The sequence below is a fragment of the Cobetia sp. PDI-23MA genome (genome assembly GCF_059507735.1).
The window spans coordinates 1,836,989-1,854,840 of the sequence record NZ_CM183352.1 but is presented as its reverse complement, the minus strand read 5'-3'; the positions used below and the strand labels follow the sequence as shown (position 1 = coordinate 1,854,840).

The following is a 17,852-nucleotide window of genomic DNA, read 5'->3' as shown; positions in this document are numbered from 1 at the left end:
CCTGATCGTCAGATAGCGGGCGGCTGGCGCAATGCCAGCATGTCCGGCCACAACCGCGCGAAGCTGTCCTCGAGCATCGCGCGGTTATCCGCCAGCCACGGCGTCATGTCCGCCAGCGGATTGGCTTCTGCATCCAGAACTCGCTGTCCGTGCGTACCTTCTACGCCGCTCGAACGACCGCCATTGCGTGACCGACGTCTGGCCACCATGCGCTCGCCGATGCTGGCAATCGTCGCGAGCGTGAAGTCCAGCTCTCGATAGCGCCTGAGTGCATCGCGCACCTGAATCCACTCGATCAGGCTCGCCAGCCGTGCTGGCACCTCCTCGCGTGCCAGCAGGCGATAGAGGCGCTCGATATCGTCATCCTGCATGTCGGCGGCCAGCAGATGATCCCACATCATGTCGAAGGCGATGCCGGCCACGCGTCGCGATGTGGGTGGCACCTGCGTCAGCAGCCAGCGCGTCTCGGGGTGGGCATCGATCACCGCATCACAGCGGCGATGGAAACGGATGCCCGCCTCCACTTCGTGCGGCCAGTCGCTCAGGTCACTGCCGCGCACGCCATCAGCAATCAGGTTGCCAAACAGGTAGTTATCGCTGCCCGAAAGGCTCAGGCGTGCATGACCGAGGAAGTTCAAGTTGCTAGACTCCGGCCTTTGCGCATCCTGTCGCCGGTCTGATCTGTCACACCCAGGCTCTGCATTCTTGTGCTCCTGTTTCCCTATTTTACTGATTGTCGAGATTCACGATGCCGTCCGCCTCCATGCCAGTCAAAGCACCCATCGTGCGCGATATCGTCCTGATCGGCGGTGGGCACAGCCACGTCGGCGTGCTGATGCGATTTGCCATGCAGCCAGAGCCCGGTGTCCGCCTGACCGTCATCTGTCGCGACACCGACACGCCCTACTCCGGCATGTTGCCGGGCTACGTCGCCGGTCATTATACGTTCGACGATGTGCATATCGACCTGCGCCGGCTGTGTCAGTTCGCCGGCGCCCGCTTCTATCGCGATCAGGTGATCGACATCGACCGCCGTGAACGCCGCGTGATCTGCGCCGAGCGCCCGGCGGTGGACTACGACCTGCTGTCGATCAATATCGGTTCCACGCCTCGCCTGTCCCACATCGATGGTATCGGTGATCCTGAAGTCGCAGACGCCCCCGTGGTGGCGGTCAAGCCGATCAGCACCTTCCAGCAGCGCTGGCTGAGTCTGCTCGAGCGCGCCAGAAGCGCCGAGCGCCCGCTCGATATCGTGCTGGTCGGCGGCGGTGCCGGCGGGGTCGAGCTGCTGCTGGCCATCCAGCAGCGCCTTGCCACCGAGTTGCCCGATGCGCTCAAGCCGAACCTGACGCTGATCACCCGCGGACAGCGTCTGTTGCCCACCCATGCGCACACGGTCAGCGAGGCGCTTGCCACTACCCTGCACGAGCGTGGTATCCAGGTACATTTCGGTGAGGAGATCACCGCTGTCGAATCCTCCACGACGTCCTCACAGCGGCTGCTGATCAGCGCCAGTGGCACCCGCCATCAAGCCGATGAGGCCATCTGGGTGACACGCGCCGGGGGGGCGCGCTGGCTGGAGAAGACAGGACTGAGCCTCGATGAGGATGGCTTCCTCAAGGTGCGCGATAGCCTGCAGACGCTGGAGGATGACACCATCTTCGCCGCGGGCGATATCGCGCATCAGCTGAATCATCCCCGCGAAAAGGCCGGCGTGTTTGCCGTGCGTCAGGCGCGACCACTGGCCGACAACCTGCGACGGGCCGTGCGCGGCGAGCCACTCAAGCCCCATGCCCCACAGTCACGTTGGCTGGCGTTGATCAGCACTGGGGATCGCGACGCCATCGCCTCACGCGGCAGCCTGGGGCTGGTCGCCCCGGCTCTGCGCCCGTGGCTGTGGCGCTGGAAGGACCATATCGACCGCCAGTTCATGACGCGCTTCACTGAACTGCCCAACATGCAGGACGCCACGGCCACCGGCGGCCTGTCAGGATTGCACCAGCGCATCAGCGCTGCTTGGCAAGCGCTCAAGGGCGGCGATGGCAGGCTCCACCCGCGCCTGACCGCCGAGCTGGATGAGCAGGAGGCACATCAGGCCCTGTCCGCTCTGGCGATGCGCTGTGGCGGCTGTGGTGCCAAGGTCGGTGCCAGCGTGCTGTCGCGAGCGCTGCAGAGCCTTGCCCCACGCGATAACCCGGACGTGCTGGTCGGGCTGCATGCCCCGGATGATGCCGCCATCGTGCGCGTACCCGAAGGACAGGCGCTGGTGCACAGCGTCGACTTCTTCCGCGCCTTCATCGATGACCCCTATCTGTTCGGGCGCATCGCCGCCAATCACGCGCTGGGCGATCTCTACGCCATGGGCGCAACACCCCATACCGCCACCGCCGTCGCCACGGTGCCGCAAGGGGTCGAGCGCAAGGTCGAACCGCTGGTGCGCGAGCTGATGCAAGGCGCGACCGAGGTGCTCAACGAGGCAGGCTGCAGTCTGGTCGGCGGCCACACCGGCGAAGGTCAGGAGCTGGCGCTGGGCTTCGCGCTCAATGGTCTGGTGGAGGAAAGTCTGACCGGCGTCACCTGCAAGGGCGGCATGCAGCCGGGCGAGGTGCTGATCCTCACCAAGGCCATCGGCACCGGCACGCTGTTGGCGGCGCATGCACGCCTGGAAGCCCGCGGCCGCTGGATCGACGCCGCGCTGAGCAGCATGCAGCAATCCAGTCAGCGCGCGGCGGGTATCCTGCGAACGCATCAGGCAAGCGCGTCCACGGATGTCACCGGCTTCGGCCTGCTCGGCCATCTGGTGGAGATGACCCGCGCCAGCGGCGTGGATGCCGAACTCGAGATCGATGCCCTGCCGGTGCTCGAGGGCGCCGAGGACTGTGTCGCCCGCGGCGTGGTCAGCTCGCTGCAACCGGCCAATCTGCGCCTCAAGCGTGCCCTGAAGGATCAGGCCGGCGTCATCGATCATCCGCGCTATCCGCTGCTGTTCGATCCGCAGACCGCCGGTGGCCTGCTAGCCAGTGTGCCGGCCGAAGAGGCCGAGGCCTGTCTGGCCGCGCTCAAGGCCGCCGGCTATCACGCCAGCGCCATCATCGGACGCATCACGCCCCAGGGCGATGCACTGGCGCCGATCAGCATCAAGCGCTGAGCACGGTTAGACGGTCACACAGTGAGCCAGCCGACGGTGAATGACAACCGGCGACTTCCAGCGACGCTTCACAAGCGGTGTGACATTCAGCGTTGTGACATTCAGATGCCAAGACGCCCGCCAGAGAACTCTCTGGCGGGCGTCTTCATGACTGCCGACTCATGCGCGGGGCGTCTGGCGACAAGCGTCAGACTGACCGGCTATCTCAGGCTTCGGCTTCGCGCTTGAGCGCCTCGAAGGACTCCACGAACGCATCCATGGTCTCGGCACAGTAATCCCGCAGCCCGCTGACGACCAGCTTCTTGGAGCCACTGCCGATGCACTGCTCACCATCATGGATGCTGAACTCGAGCAGGGTATCGCCACGCTTGCCGTTGACCTCGAGGGAAGAGCCCACGAAATCGAGGTGCAGGTCGGCGATATCCAGACGCTCGAAACAGAAGCCCATGCTGTCGTAGATCACCAGCGGGCGCGCCGGGTTGAACATCACGCCCTTCTCCAGCATCAACGGCTGCAGGAAGTGCGGGAAGTTGCGCCCGGAGAAGGCGATGTACTGGCGGGTGAAATTGGCGACCACTTCCTCATCATGAGTGGTATCGCCGCTGCGCTCGACCGTCAGATAGACCTTGCCGGCTTCATCGCGCACCAGCAGGGACACGCCATTCTCGTCGGGGGCGTCCAGCGCTTCGAAGATCAAGGGCACATCGTTGCCGACCATGCCGCAGAAGCGGATGGTCATGCACTGCGACAGACCGAACTTCGCCAGCAGCAGGGAGAACAGCAGATCGCCGGGCACACAGAAGCGTCGCGCGTCCGGGTCATGAATGGGGTTGTAATCCCCCGCCATCTGCTTGGCGAAACGACTTGCCTGCTCGGCGGTGATCCGCACGCGGCCATCTTCGACCCGGTGAAACTGATCAAGAAACATGGACTGCCTTCCTGCCCTGCTTGAATGATGATCGATGGCCCATCCTGAACCATCGCGGAAATGCCTCCGAGGGGAGGAATCGCGGTCGGCGCGCTGTCACGCCTGCCCACCTGTCGTGTCATGAAGCTTTCAAGACATGCAGATGAAACGATTTTACCACTGGATGACGGTCAGGTGGTGACTCGTGACAGGCTTTGCAAGAGATTGCAGCACGATAGATGGCCATATACTGTATATAACCCCATGCTTTCGGGCAAACCGCTGCACTGCCCGCCACTTCGACAGGTCGCCATGCAAGCCGCTCCCCTCGACAATCCACGCTACTACCTGGCCAACTTCGACACCCTGATCGACTGGGTCTGCCAGTGTCACGCCGATCTGCTGACAGAGACGGAGCGTGCCACGGTGGACGCCATCACGCGTCTGCCGGATGCGTCGCGGGCCTTGCTGGTGCGACTGCTGATGCGCAAGGGCGATCATTTCGAGCGCTCACAGCTGCACTATGCCGAGATCGGTGCGATCGAGGCCGCAAGCCAGCCATTGATCACACCGCTCGCCGACAGTGCCACGCCTGACGGTCTGTGCCGCCACAATGCCGATCTGACGCTGGACGAGATGCTGGCGCTGGTGACCTTGCCGCGCCTCCGGGCTGCCTTTGCCGAGCTGCCCAGAAGTACGCCCAAGCGCCGCATGCATGATGCCATCAGCGAGCTGCTGGGCGACGTCACGCCACGGCCACTGCCAGCGTGGTTGAGCGACCCTGCCGCCGACACCTTGAGTGTCGGGCTGGGTGAGCTGTCGCGGCGCCTGAGCCTGATGTTCTTCGGCAACCTGCGCCAGAACCTGTCGGACTTCGTACTCAGCGAGCTTGGCCTGCTGCGTTGCGAGACGGTCGCCCTGTCGCCGGCCTCGCGCGCCTTCACCCATCGCTGGGAGGTGGATCGTTATCTGGCCCTGGAGAAGCTGCGTGAGGACTGGCAGCAAGCCCGGGAGCGGCTGGGCCGCACGGCTAACGCTGGGCTTGAGCTGCACTGGCAGCGCATCGTCGCGGCGCTGGATGCGACGCCGTCTGCAGCGTCAGATGAGATCCCCGCTGAGCCGTCCGCGCCTCATCAGCTCACTGACGCTCATGCCACCGACGGGCGCGCTATTGATGATCGTGCCAATGCCTGGCTGGCACAGCGGCGTGACCGCCTGCGCTTCTCCCTGGCCCGCGACGCCGAGCGTCAGGGCTGGCATCAGGCGGCTGCCCGCCAGTACGCCTGTCTCGAGGACTCCGCGTATGCCCCGCGTGCCATGCCGCGCCGGGTGAGAGCGCTGGAGCTGTCTGGCGATATCAGCACAGCCCACGGGCTGGCCAGCGAGCGATTGGCGCGCGCCGAGATCACGCTGGACGAGCAGCTGGCACTCGAACGCGCCCTGCCGCGTCTGTGTCGTGGTCTCGGATTGCCCGCGCCCAGACGCGCCAAGGCACCGACCACTCCGCAGATCACTCTCACGGTGCCCAACCTTGCCACCTCGGCGGCTGACGGCATCCACGGCGTCGAGCGCGCGGCCGCCCATGCCTTGGCCACGCCCGAGGCACCGGTCTTCTATGTCGAGAATGGCCTGATCCCCGCGCTCTTCACTCTGCTGTGCTGGGAGGCGCTGTTCGCCCCCTTGCCGGGGGCCTTCTTCCACGCCTTCCATACCGGCCCGGCGGACCTCTATCGTCCTGACTTCGTCAGCCGCCGCCAGGCCGCTTTCGAGGCCTGCTTCGCGCGCCTGAAGGACGAAAGCTACCGGAAGGTGATTCGTGAACGCCACCAGCAGAAACAGGGCATTCAGGCACCCTTCGTGCACTGGGAGCTGTTGAGCGAGGAACTGCTGAACCACGCACTGGACTGCATTCCGCCCGCGCACCTGGAAGCCTGTTTCCGCCACCTGCTGGCCAACCCTCGCGAACATCGCGCCGGCCTGCCGGACCTGATCCAGTTCTTCCCCGAACACAGCAGCGACCGTTATCGACTGATCGAGGTCAAGGCGCCCACTGACCGCCTGCAGGACAACCAGCGTCAATGGCTGGCCCTGTTCGCACGCCATGCGATGCCGGCGCTAGAGTGTCGAGTCGAGTGGCTGAGCGCGACCAAAGCCTCGCAGGGTGAATCCTCCGAGCACAAGGTACCTCCTGCATCATGACCAAGGCAGACGAGAACCACGCTGAGCCCGCACGCTACCGGATCGCGGTGCGTGAACTGTGTGCCTTTGCCGCGCGCGAGGGCGATCTGGACCTGCGCTTCACGCCATCGCCCACTGCCCAGCAGGGCATCCGTGGTCATCAGCGTATCGTGCGCCGACGCGGCAAGGACTATGAAAGCGAGATCTCGCTCAGCGGTGACATCGGCAACCTGACCATCCGTGGGCGCGCCGATGGCTATGATCCCAAGCGCAACTGCCTCGAGGAGATCAAGACCCATCGCGGCGACCTCTCCCGCCAGCCCACACACCATCGCGCCTTGCACTGGGCCCAGGCACGCGTCTACGGCGCACTGATGTGTCGCAGCCGGGACCTCGAAGGCATCACGCTGGCGCTGGTCTATCTGGACATCGCGACGGATGCGCCCGGGAGCGCCAAGGGCAGCAAGGATGAGCAGGACGAGCAGACTGACCCCAAAAAAGGCCAGCCGCATCACGATGAGCAGCGTCTGGAAGCCTGGTGGAGCCGTGAGGCGCTGGAGGCGGAGCTGGCACGTCTGGCGGCACGCTTCAGCGAATTCGCCGCCAATGAGCTGGCCCATCGCAGTGCCCGCGACAGCGCGCTGAGCCGCTTGGCCTTTCCGTGGCCGAACTGGCGCCCCGGGCAACGCCAACTGGCCGAGCATGCCTACAAGGCGGTGATGACCGGCCGCGAGCTGCTGGCCGAGGCGCCGACCGGCACCGGCAAGACCCTGGCGACGCTGTATCCTGCGCTGCGCGCGATGCCCGAAAGCGGCACCGACAGGCTGTTCTACCTCACCGCCCGCACCCCGGGGCGCGCCTTGGCACTCGACGCACTGGCCACCTTGGCACCAGCCGCTGATGACAGCGAAGGGCAGGAAAAGGCACCGGCGACACCGCTGCGCATTCTGGAACTGGGCGCGCGCAGCAAGACCTGCGAGCACCCGTCCCTCGCCTGTCATAGCGAGTCCTGCCCGCTGGCGCGCGGGTTCTATGATCGCCTGCCCGCGGTGCGCGACGCCGCCCTCGCCGACCGACGGCCCCTGAATCTGGCGACGACACGCCGCCACGCCCTGGCCCATGACATCTGCCCCTATTTTCTCGCCCAGGAGCTCTCGCGCTGGGCGGATGTCATCATCGGCGACCATAACCACTACTTCGACAATCATGCGCTGCTGTTCGCCCTGACCCAGGCCAATGACTGGCGCACGGTGGTACTGGTCGATGAGAGCCACAATCTCATCGAGCGCGCCCGCGGCATGTACAGCACCGAGCTCGACGCGCGCCAGTTCCACTTTCTGCTCAAGCAGTTGAGCCGCACGGGCCATCCGGCCCCGCTGCGCTCGGCTTCACGCGCGCTGGCTCGCCAATGGCGCGCGCTGGAGCAGCTCGAGCAGGGTACTGAAGGCGCTAAACAGACAAGCAAGGACGAAGGCCGCAAGGCCCAGCGACTTGCGCTGGAGGCTCTGCCCGGCGACTTCCTCAAGGCCTTGAGCCAGTGGACCGGCGCGATGGGTGACTGGTTGGCAGAGCCTGACAAGGCCGCATCCCCTGCTGCGGTCAGGCAACAACCAGCGAAAGCCACCGCCACACAAGCCCCCGAACAGCTGGGTCTGATCGCAAGCGATGCCTCCTCTGCTGCTCCGGGCACTACTGTTTCAGGCACTGCAACGACAATCTCCGGCTCCACCACGGCCAGGCACCGTATGGAGCCCGATGTCGAGATGATGGAGGCCTACTTCGCGGCATTGACTCTGGCGCGACTCGCCGAAGGCTTCGGCGATCACTCGCTGTTCGAGGTCGAACTCGCCGCCACGCCCCCTGCGCGGCAAGCATCACTCGCCAGCGATTCAAACTCGAGTTGCGGCGTAGCATCGGATGCAGGTGCAGAAGCAGAAGCAGGAGGAGGAGAAGCAGGAGGAGAAGCAGGAACAGCAGCCCGGCCACGCAAGGCCCGCGGGCGCAGCGTGCGCCAGATCCAGCCGCGACTGCGCTGCGTCAGCCCAGCGCCGTGGCTGGCCCCCCGCCTGCGCGCCAGTCACGCCACCCTGTTGTTCTCGGCCACGCTCAATCCACCGGCCTATCATCATCGCCTGCTGGGTCTGGCGGACGATACCGTCTGGCTGAGTGTCGACTCCCCCTTCACCGCGACCCAGGTGCAGGTCAGTCGTCATCGGATCTCGACACGCCTGCGGGATCGCGACGCCTCCTGTCGGCCGATCGCCGAGTTGATGGCGCGCCAATACCGTCAGCGCCCGGGCAACTATCTGGCCTTCTTCTCGAGCTTCGCCTATCTGGAACAGGTCGCCAGCACCCTGCAACAGCTGGCGCCGGAGATTCCCCAATGGCGCCAGACCCGCGCCATGACGGAGGCTGAGCGCACCCGCTTCATTCAGCGCTTCACGCCCGACGGCCAAGGCATCGGTTTCGCGGTGCTGGGTGGCGCCTTCGGCGAAGGGATCGATCTGCCCGGCTCGCGGCTGATCGGGGCTTTCATCGCCACCCTGGGACTGGCCGGTTTCAGCCCCGAGAATGAAGCACTCAAGCAGCGTCTGGCCACGTGGCTGAACAACGACGCTCAGCGGCGCAGCCAACCGAATCAGGCTGAAGGCGACCCACATGACGATCCGCGCGCACCTCGCCCGGTCATCCAGCCATTGAATGCCGATGACTGCACCTATTTGTACCCGGGACTCACCAGAGTGGTGCAGGCTGCCGGCCGAGTGATTCGCAGCGAGCAGGATCAGGGCGTGATCCACTTGATCGATGACCGCTTCATGCGCCCGGAAGTCGCACGGTTGCTGCCTCGCTGGTGGACACCGACGAATTGATGCGGGATGCAAGCGTGACGACGCCACCATGCGCCGTGATGGCACAATGCCTGCACATCAATGGAGAGTGATGGGGTATTCATATCGCTCTTCATTTCGTTAGCCACCCGCAAGGAAGCCGCACGATGCCAGACAACGACAACGCCCTGTGGGGCGACGACTATCCGCGTGATCTGATCGGTTATGGTGCCAATCCCCCCCATGCCAACTGGCCGGGTGGCGCGAAGATCGCGGTCCAGTTCGTGCTCAACTATGAGGAAGGCGGCGAGAACTGCCTGCTGCACGGGGATAGCGAGAGCGAGAAGTTTCTCTCCGAGATCATCGGTGCCGAGGCCTACCCCGCGCGGCACATGAGCATGGAGTCGATCTACGAATACGGCTCGCGCAGTGGCGTGTGGCGGATTCTGGATGAATTCAAGCGCCGCGAGTTACCGCTGACGGTCTTCGGCGTCGGCATGGCGCTGGCGCGCCATCCGGATCTGGTGGCGCGTTTTCTGGAGGATGGCCATGAGATCGCCAGTCACGGCTGGCGCTGGATTCATTACCAGCACATGGATGAGGTCCATGAGCGCGCCCACCTGGAACGGGCGGTAGAAAGCTATCGCGAGCTGGTCGGTCATGCACCGCAGGGCTGGTACACCGGGCGCGACAGCCCCAACACCCGCCGATTGGTGGTGGAACACGGCGGCTTCACCTACGACAGCGATTACTACGGCGATGACCTGCCACTGTGGATGGAGGTGACTACCGCCAATGGCGAGCAGGTGCCGCATCTCGTCGTCCCCTACACCCTGGACACCAATGACATGCGCTTCGCCAGCGCCCAGGGCTTCAACAACGGCGAGGACTTCTTCCAGTACCTGCGCGATGCCTTCGATGTGCTCTATGCCGAGGGCGACACGGCGCCCAAGATGCTCTCCGTCGGGCTGCACTGCCGGATCGCCGGCCGCCCGGGACGCTTCGCGGCGCTGAAACGCTTCCTCGACTACGTTCAGTCGCATGACAAGGTATGGATCACGCGACGCATCGATATCGCCGAGCACTGGCAACGCGAGCATCCCTATCCCCCCGCCAGCTGACGAACCATCCCTTCAAGCGCCAGCACCAGAAACGCCGCAGCCTTTTCGGGATGCGGCGTTTCTGTTCAACTCCAGACAATGTCTGCAATCGCACATGCAAGGCAGCGCTGGTCAGTTTTCCAACATGCTGGTCAGTCTTCCAACATGCGGGCCAAGGCCAGCAGGCTCTCATCGCGACCCGGCAGGCCCAGCAATGATACGCCCCAGGGCGGGGGCGCGGCTTCCTGTGGCAGACGTGCCGCCGAGTCGGCAAGCCACGGCAGACTCAGCTGCGGCGCACCATTCAAGCCCGCCAGCGCGGTGAGCCCCATCAGGCGATGACGATAGGCCTCCATCACCTCAAGGCTTGCACCCAGCAGCGGTGAGGCGCCCGGCGTGGTGGGCATCACGAAGACCGCCTCGCTGGTGGCCTCGGCCTGGGCATGAGACGCGCGACTGCCGGACTCCCCTGGCGCCTCGCTGTCTTCCTGATGACTGGCCGGCTGGTTGGCCGCCAGCTGCTGGCGATACCAGCGTCGAACGGTACCTGCCTTGGCTTCTGCCGCCTCCTCATCAGTATCGCTGAGCGTCATGCACCATTTGAGGCGCGCCGCGATATCCGGGTTGAGGCGCGGCCAGCGCGATTCGGGCCCCTGCTCCGGCGTACTCAACCACGCCTGGTGCGTACGCCGAATCTCGCAGCCCTGCAGAATCCGGAAGGCTTCACTGGCGTGTGCCATGAAGGCCTGGCTCAGCATGCGCCGCTCGCACTGAAAGCCGAGCGACTCAAGGCGCCGGGACAGCGGCCCCAACAGGCGCTGATAAGGCCCCGCGACCAGCCCTTCCGGCACCAGCAGGATGATGCGCGCAGGCAGTCGGGTGGCTGTCGCCGCCGGCATCAGCACTTCACTGACCTGCGTCAGCGTCGCCAGATCCCGCGTCATCCAGCCGACGGTGTCGAAGCGCGGCGCCAGCGGCTTGAGCCCGGTCATGCTGATACGGCCATGGGTCGGGCGCAGCCCATAAAGCCCGCAGTAACTGGACGGCACGCGGATGGAGCCGCCGGTATCGGTGCCCAGACCGATCTCCGCCTCGCCGCGCGCCACCGCCACCGCAGAGCCCACACTAGAGCCGCCCGGTAATCTCAGCGGCGCGCGTGGGTTCTGCGGCGTACCGAAATGGCTGTTGGTGCCGTTGAGGCTGTAGGCCAGCTCATCGGTGGTGGTGCGGGCTCGATAATCGGCCCCCGCCTGCTGAAGCGCGAGGACAGCAGGCGCCGTCTGCCGCTCGATGGGAGCACTGTCCAGCAGGTCAGGGTTGCCTTGGCCGATGCGCTCGCCCTTGATCGCGAACAGATCCTTCACCACCAGTCTCTGACCATCAAGCGGCCCCTGTTTCCGCGGCCCCGAAAAACGTGCCGGCGCTACATAGATACGCTTGTCCACTGGGAGCGACTCCTTTCGACTCATGATGTGGTCCACCGCTGCACGCTCAAGACGCTGCGCTCATAGCACCGCGCCGAGGAACTGGCGCAGCTCTTCCGTGGCCGGATTGGCGAACAGCGTCGCGGGATCGCCCGACTCATGCACGCGCCCCTGGTGCATGAAGATCACGCGATCCCCCACATCGCGGGCGAAATTCATCTCGTGGGTGACCAGAATCAGCGTCATGCCCTCACGTTTGAGCTGTTCCAGCACCTTGAGCACATCGCCGACCAGTTCCGGGTCCAGCGCCGAGGTGATCTCATCGCAGAGCAGCACCTTGGGGTGCATCGCCAGGGCGCGCGCGATCGCCACCCGCTGCTGCTGTCCACCGGAGAGCTGACTCGGCCAGGCATCGAATTTCTCCCCCAGCCCGACCTTGGCCAGCATCTCGCGAGCCTCGCGCTCCGCGACATCGCGAGCGATACCCTTGACCAGCACCGGCGCCAGCATCACGTTCTCGCCGACGCGCTTGTGAGGAAACAGATTGAAGCTCTGGAACACCATGCCGACATCCTGCGCCAGGGCGGCGGCGTCCATCTCGCTACCATCCAGCAGCTTGCCGGCGACATGAATGGCGCCGCCGTCATGCTGTTCGAGCTGATTGATACAGCGCAGCAAGGTGCTCTTGCCGGAACCGCTGCGCCCGATGATCGACACCACTTCCCCCGGACGCACCTCGAGATCGATGCCCTTGAGGACCGCCACGTCGCCGAAGGACTTGGTCAGCGCCGACAGGCTGACCAGCGGTGACTTTGCCTTCTCGGAAACGGGAGCGCTCCCGGTGACAGTAGTCTTTTCGGAGACAGCGGCGTCGGATGAGGCGCTATCCAGCGCAGAAACTTCAGCGAGCAGTGACATTGAGACGTGCCTCCAGATGGCGAGCCAGCCGCGACAGCGGATAGCACATGGCGAAATACAGCAACGCGACCAGCGCGAAGACAGTGAAGGGTTCCAGGGTAGCGTTGTTGAGCATGGTGCCGGCCTTGGTCAGCTCGACGAAGCCGATCACCGAGGCAAGCGCGGTGCCCTTGATGATCTGCACCGAGAAGCCGACGGTCGGCGCGATGGCCATGCGCAGTGCCTGCGGCAGGATGATGTGGCGCATGGTCTTCAGGTAGCCGAGCCCCAGCACCCGCGCCCCTTCCCACTGCCCTTTGGGCACCGCCTCGACACAGCCCCGCCAGATGTCGTGCAGGAAGGCACTGCTGAACAGCGTCAGCGCCACGGCCGCCGCCGTCCAGGCCGAGACATCCAGCCCGAAGACCGCCACGCCGAAGAAGGCCAGGAACAGCTGCATCAACAGCGGCGTGCCCTGGAACAGCTCGGTATAGAGACGACAGAAGAGCGCCGCCCCCGGCCAGCGGGTCAGGCGCAGAAAGGTCAGCGCCAGCCCCACCAGACTCCCGCCGATGAAGGCGATCAGGGACAGCGCCAGTGTCCAGCGCGCCGCCAGCAACAGGTTGCGCAGAATGTCCCACAGCGTGAAGTCGATCATGAGTGGGCCTCTTTCAGGACAGGGGAAGACAGACGGCTTCGCGGGGCCGGCGCTAGGTGGCGAAAGCCGAACAGGCGACGCCCGATACGGTTGAGCAAGGCACGCATCGCGATGGCCAGCAGCAGGTACATCCCCGCCGTCACCACGTAGCTCTCGAAGCTCAGGAAGGTACGTGACTGGATGAAGTTGGCCGCGAAGGTCAGGTCCGCCACGCTGATCTGGGAGACCACGGCGGAGCCCAGCATCACGATCACGCACTGGCTAGTCAGCGCCGGATACATGCGTTCCAGCGCCGGCATCAGCACCACATGGCGATAGCTCTGCCAACGGGTAAGGCCCAGTGCCCGCCCGGCTTCCCACTGGCCGCGACCGGTGGCATCGACCCCGGCACGCAGGATTTCACTGCTGTAGGCCGCCAGGTTGAGTGTCATCGCGATCACCGCGGCCATCTCGGCGCTGAGTGACAGCCCCAGCGCCGGCAGGCCGAAGAAGATGAAGAACAGCTGGACGATGAAGGGCGTGTTGCGCAGCAGCTCCACCAGCATGCCCAGCAGCCGGCTGAAGAGGCTGGTCGGCGCACGATGGCGCTGCCAGACACACATCACCGCGCCGAGTATCCCCAGTGTGGTGGTCAGCGCCGTCAGCCAGACCGTCGTCATCAGCCCGGCCATCAGGTCGGGCAGATACGGCAACAGGCGCGGGAAATCAGGGAGATAATTCATCGATCAAGCCTCACGGGCAAAGGGATCAGACGTGTGACGTCTCGATTCAGGCATCCAGTGACGGCAGCGGCGCCTTGAACCAGGTCTCGGAGAGCGTATTGAGCGTGCCATCCTCGATTCCCTGGGCGATCAGCTCATTCACGCGCGCCTTGAGCGCCGGCGTGTCATGACGCATGCCCACATAGCAGGGAGAATTCTTGAGCGGCAGCACGCTGACCGGCACGCGGGCAGGATTGCGCTCGGCGATGGCGGCGGTGACGAGATTGCCGGTGGCAATCATCTCGACCTGCCCTGACAGGAAGGCCGACAAGGTCGTGTTGTTGTCTTCGAAGCGCTTCACGGTGGTCGATTCCGGTGCCACCTTGCTGAGCTCCATGTCTTCCACCGAGCCACGTGTCACGCCGATGGTCTTCTCGCTCAGTCCCTGCGCGGAGTCCACCTCACTGCCCTTCTCGCCGAACACGCCGAGGAAGAACGGCGCATAGGCATCGGAGAAATCGATCGCCTTCTCACGCTCGGGATTCTTGCCCAGGCTCGAGATCACCAGATCGACCTTGCGGGTCTGCAGGTAAGGGATGCGATTGGCCGAGGTGACCGGCACCAGCTCAAGCTTCACCTCCATCTCGTCTGCCAGATAGCGCGCCATGTCGATATCGTAGCCACGCGGCTTGAGGTCCGGGCCGACCGAGCCGAAGGGCGGGAAGTCCTGGGGCACCGCCACTTTCAGCACCCCGCTATCTTTGATGTCACTCAGTGCATCCGCGTGTGCGCTCAAGGCGGTGGACGCCAACGTGCCCCACAGGGCCAGCAATATTCCCTTGCGGACCCAGTTGCCAAGACGCTGCTTGTTGCCTGTCCGTGCGGCGCGCTGCTGGGCCTTGCTCTCGTGACGCTTGCTCATCGGTCGACTCCGGTATCCGTCAATGCCAGGCGCTGATGCGAGAACGGCTCTTGGTGCACCTGGTGCCTTGCGGCAGTGGATTGTTGTTGGTTGTCCCGCCGTGCTGCTTGCCGAGTGTCTCGTCGAGTCATATCCAGTGACTCCCTGCCCCATTCGTCTTGAGAACCTGACCAATGAAACAAGTGATTCCCTTATCAATCTTTGCAACAGGTGTGCCAAAGCTTCCGCTTCGTGCTCAATAAGGTGATCGAGTTGCAGGCAGCGCAGAGTCAACTGCGGCTCACACGCCCGAGAACGCGCCTCAGCACAGGACTGGGCACAGGCATGCAAGCAAACAGCGAATGGAAAGGAGAAGAAGCGACACACGCCTGCGGGAGGCGAAATCGAGGATGACGTCCTCACCGGGCGGCGAGATCAGGGCGCCGACACCAGCGATATGGCAGCAGATGGTGCAGTCAGGCAGGCATATGCGCCCTGCGAGTGCGCAGAGCGCGGCGAGTCGAATCGGGCCGCGGCACAGATCACAAGCAAGACTGGCGGCCCACAGGGAGATAGAGAGGGAGAAAGGAAAGGCAGGAGCACTTCACGCTGGACGATCAGCCGTCGCCCAGTTCCTCCAGCGCATCGAAGGTATCGGTCACGCGGCGTATCTGACTGCGCCCGCCGACGAGGTCGTCATGCAGCAGGCGCGTGGCCAGCAGGTTGATCTGGCTCATGCCTGCGGCGTAGCTGTCGAAGGCGCTGACGCTGTCCAACGGGCAGCGCAGAACATGCTCGATACCGGCGGGGATGGTGCTCAAGCTGTCATCGCAGACCAGCAACACTGTACACGGTGCCTGCCCCAGCCACTCAAGCAATCGGGCCAGCCCCTGCGGTCGTCGGCGCATGGCGAATACCACCACGGCATCATCGGCATCCAGGCGTGCGACCTCCTCGCCGAGTGATTGGCCGGGTTGCGGCAACACCGCCACCTGCTCGCGTAGCTGCAGCAACTGCTGGCGCAGGTGCAGCGCCAGTGGATAGGCATTGCGAAAGCCGATGATCTGCAGCCGCTCGGCCTTGGCCAGAGCGCTGCTCAAGGCCGCCATGTCGAGCATGTCCAGCGCCGCCAGCGCCTGACGCAGGTTGCGACACTCCTGCTCATAGTGACGCTGGTGATGGTCTGCCGTCGGCGCTGCCGCCACCGGCACACCCGATTGACGCAGACTGCGCGCCTGATCCCGCGCTTCACGGAAGTCCTGATAGCCAAGACGGCGGAACAGGCGGCTGACCGTCGCCTTGGAGACGTCGGTCAGCCGTGACAGTTCCGCGGCGTTGTATAGCGCCAGTTCATCCTGATGCGCGAGAAGAAAGCGCGCGATGCGCTGCTCATTCGGGGTGAGCTCCTCAAGCGAACGGGTCAGACGCTGATGCAGACTCAGGCTCTTGTTGCACTGCCTTGCGGAATGGCGAGTGCGGCTGACAGCGAGACTGACAGTGGCATCGGCAACGGGGGCAGGCACATCCCCCTCCGGGTGCACTGCCCGCGACTCGCCGGACACGTCATCCTCGGGGGCCGCGCTGTGATCCATGGGCGCTCGTGGCATGAAGACACACTCCTGAAAAGATTCTGCGTGAGCGCAGAGCAATGATTGCCTCAACGCTTGCATCAAGACAGTGCAAAGCCTGGGCCAAGCGCTGACTGAAAGTGCATAGACGAAAGGCGTAACCCTCGCGATGAGCGCTTTTTCCTCATCTCAAGCGCCTCTGACGCCCTCAATCGCTGCACGACGCCAACCATCCGCACCGCGCGACAGACACAAGCGCCTGTTTTTACTGTTCATCACATCAAATCGGCACGCGAGCCGCTTGATCAAGACTAGTCAGCCGACAGGTCATATGCCGCGCAGTAACGCCAACGACCCTTGCCGGACTGCAATATTCCCGATAAAGCGCTCGCGATGCGCAAGGAGCATTCTCATGGCCACCTCAACGATGACTGCCCTCCTCGATACCTGCCGAGCCATGACAGCCAAGGTCACGACACAGACATTCACCCTCTTGCCCCGCTCTGGCAGCGCTAGCCAGGATGTCGCCAGTGCCCAGTCCGCTCAATTGCTGGGCGTGATGGCAATGGGCTACGAGGCACCGCCGCTGAGTCTGAAGGCAACGGCGGCCCCCACGCCGCATTCGCCGGCCCATGACACGCGCAGCCAGGCTGAGATTGCCGCCTCGGCCATGGCGGCCCAGGCCTCAGCCGAGACATACACTCCTACTTCGACCTCGACAGCATCGCCCATCGCGCAGCAGAAAGCCGTCTTCAACCCGGACATCAATCGCAAGGCTCACGCCGACTGGGAGGCGATGCACCGCCACCACACCCTGCTGCGACAGACCATGACGCGTCGGGGAATGCTGGCATGAGCGTCTATACCATCGGCATGGAATGCGGCATGCACATACCGCTGGAGAACAGCATCGCCCTCACCCCGGCGCCTCGCATCAAGCTGGAACTGACCGCCGGCCAGCACACTGGCGAGTACCTGAGCATGATGTCAGGCGCCATCCAGCCGCTGACGGATAGCGACGATGCGTTGCTGAAAAGCCTGGAGGCGCAGCTGCCGCGCCGCAGCCTGATCTGGACGGCGCGCGGGATCACCGAAGTCGGGCGTGGCTGGCGTTGGCAGTCATCGCCCGGCCATCCCCAAGCGCCCTGGCTGGACGCCGTGCATCACAGCTGGCCGAGTCATGCGCCGCGCTGGCTACGCAAGGCGCCGGTAGTGGTGGTCACCGCCGATGCCCTGCCGCTGGCCAACCGCACCCGCCACCAACGTGACCTCGCCCGGCTATGGGCCAGCGCCGATGCCGCGCTGATCTATCTTGCCGACGATGCCCGCGATGGCTGGCAGATGCATCAACACTGTGACATCTCTCAATTGGAAAAAGCCGAGTTGTCGGGGGCCAAGCAAGAGGAAGAAGCCGTGCTGGATCGCGATCCTGGCATGCCCTTGGAGATGGCAAGCTGACCACCTGAAGGTCTTTTCCTTCGCTTTTCCAGAATGACGCAAGAGCGAGCGACGCAAGAACGACTCGAGATTCAAGAACCAAAA

Annotated in this window: 14 protein-coding genes; 6 read left to right on the top strand and 8 right to left on the bottom strand. The window is 64.4% G+C overall.

What is annotated here, in order from left to right:
• Positions 1 to 8: 8 nt before the first annotated feature.
• The gene (locus AC5WNJ_RS07960) at positions 9 to 638 is read right to left on the bottom strand and encodes an ACP phosphodiesterase (protein ID WP_495930953.1); all 630 of its coding nucleotides are present in this window, start codon (positions 636 to 638) and stop codon (positions 9 to 11) included.
• A gap of 125 nt (positions 639 to 763) precedes the next feature.
• On the opposite strand from AC5WNJ_RS07960, the gene selD reads away from it, so the two are divergent.
• The gene (selD, locus tag AC5WNJ_RS07955; protein ID WP_495930952.1) at positions 764 to 3,148 is read left to right on the top strand and encodes a selenide, water dikinase SelD; all 2,385 of its coding nucleotides are present in this window, start codon (positions 764 to 766) and stop codon (positions 3,146 to 3,148) included.
• 205 nt (positions 3,149 to 3,353) lie between these two features.
• Here selD and AC5WNJ_RS07950 read toward each other — a convergent pair whose 3' ends face one another.
• The gene (locus AC5WNJ_RS07950; RefSeq protein ID WP_054556084.1) at positions 3,354 to 4,076 is read right to left on the bottom strand and encodes a DUF3581 family protein; all 723 of its coding nucleotides are present in this window, start codon (positions 4,074 to 4,076) and stop codon (positions 3,354 to 3,356) included.
• 291 nt (positions 4,077 to 4,367) lie between these two features.
• Between AC5WNJ_RS07950 and AC5WNJ_RS07945 the strand changes: the two genes are divergently transcribed.
• From AC5WNJ_RS07945 to puuE, 3 genes are all read left to right on the top strand, one after another.
• A complete protein-coding gene (locus tag AC5WNJ_RS07945) occupies positions 4,368 to 6,254 on the top strand; it encodes a VRR-NUC domain-containing protein (protein WP_495930951.1) in 1,887 nt (628 codons plus the stop codon).
• Positions 6,251 to 9,103 (top strand): ATP-dependent DNA helicase, encoded by a 2,853-nt coding sequence (locus tag AC5WNJ_RS07940; RefSeq protein ID WP_495930950.1) that lies wholly within the window; start codon positions 6,251 to 6,253, stop codon positions 9,101 to 9,103. The genes AC5WNJ_RS07945 and AC5WNJ_RS07940 overlap by 4 nt, the downstream gene beginning before the upstream one ends.
• A 125-nt stretch (positions 9,104 to 9,228) precedes the next feature.
• Positions 9,229 to 10,182, top strand: coding sequence for an allantoinase PuuE (gene puuE / locus AC5WNJ_RS07935; protein ID WP_495930949.1), 954 nt, complete (start codon positions 9,229 to 9,231; stop codon positions 10,180 to 10,182).
• Between the two features lie 131 nt (positions 10,183 to 10,313).
• Here the strand turns inward: puuE and AC5WNJ_RS07930 are convergent, their stop codons facing one another.
• The 6 genes from AC5WNJ_RS07930 to AC5WNJ_RS07905 form a co-directional block, all read right to left on the bottom strand.
• On the bottom strand, positions 10,314 to 11,630 hold the full coding sequence (locus tag AC5WNJ_RS07930) for an amidase family protein (protein WP_495930948.1): 1,317 nt from the start codon (positions 11,628 to 11,630) through the stop codon (positions 10,314 to 10,316).
• Positions 11,631 to 11,666: 36 nt separating this feature from the next.
• Positions 11,667 to 12,503 carry an amino acid ABC transporter ATP-binding protein gene (locus tag AC5WNJ_RS07925; RefSeq protein WP_495930947.1) on the bottom strand — a complete coding sequence of 279 codons (837 nt, stop codon included), beginning with the start codon at positions 12,501 to 12,503 and terminating at the stop codon, positions 11,667 to 11,669.
• A complete protein-coding gene (locus AC5WNJ_RS07920) occupies positions 12,487 to 13,140 on the bottom strand; it encodes an amino acid ABC transporter permease (protein WP_077376658.1) in 654 nt (217 codons plus the stop codon). The genes AC5WNJ_RS07925 and AC5WNJ_RS07920 overlap by 17 nt, the downstream gene beginning before the upstream one ends.
• Complete coding sequence (locus tag AC5WNJ_RS07915) at positions 13,137 to 13,862, bottom strand: amino acid ABC transporter permease (protein WP_495930946.1); 726 nt, start codon at positions 13,860 to 13,862, stop codon at positions 13,137 to 13,139. The genes AC5WNJ_RS07920 and AC5WNJ_RS07915 overlap by 4 nt, the downstream gene beginning before the upstream one ends.
• Positions 13,863 to 13,908: 46 nt before the next feature.
• Positions 13,909 to 14,763 (bottom strand): transporter substrate-binding domain-containing protein, encoded by an 855-nt coding sequence (locus tag AC5WNJ_RS07910; RefSeq protein WP_495930945.1) that lies wholly within the window; start codon positions 14,761 to 14,763, stop codon positions 13,909 to 13,911.
• A 596-nt stretch (positions 14,764 to 15,359) separates the two neighbouring features.
• Positions 15,360 to 16,349 (bottom strand): MurR/RpiR family transcriptional regulator, encoded by a 990-nt coding sequence (locus AC5WNJ_RS07905; protein WP_495930944.1) that lies wholly within the window; start codon positions 16,347 to 16,349, stop codon positions 15,360 to 15,362.
• Positions 16,350 to 16,722: 373 nt separating this feature from the next.
• Here AC5WNJ_RS07905 and AC5WNJ_RS07900 point away from each other — a divergent pair, with 373 nt between their 5' ends.
• Both AC5WNJ_RS07900 and AC5WNJ_RS07895 read left to right on the top strand, forming a co-directional pair.
• The gene (locus AC5WNJ_RS07900; RefSeq protein WP_495930943.1) at positions 16,723 to 17,166 is read left to right on the top strand and encodes a hypothetical protein; all 444 of its coding nucleotides are present in this window, start codon (positions 16,723 to 16,725) and stop codon (positions 17,164 to 17,166) included.
• On the top strand, positions 17,163 to 17,768 hold the full coding sequence (locus tag AC5WNJ_RS07895) for a hypothetical protein (RefSeq protein ID WP_495930942.1): 606 nt from the start codon (positions 17,163 to 17,165) through the stop codon (positions 17,766 to 17,768). Before AC5WNJ_RS07900 ends, AC5WNJ_RS07895 begins: the two co-directional genes overlap by 4 nt.
• Positions 17,769 to 17,852: the final 84 nt, after the last annotated feature.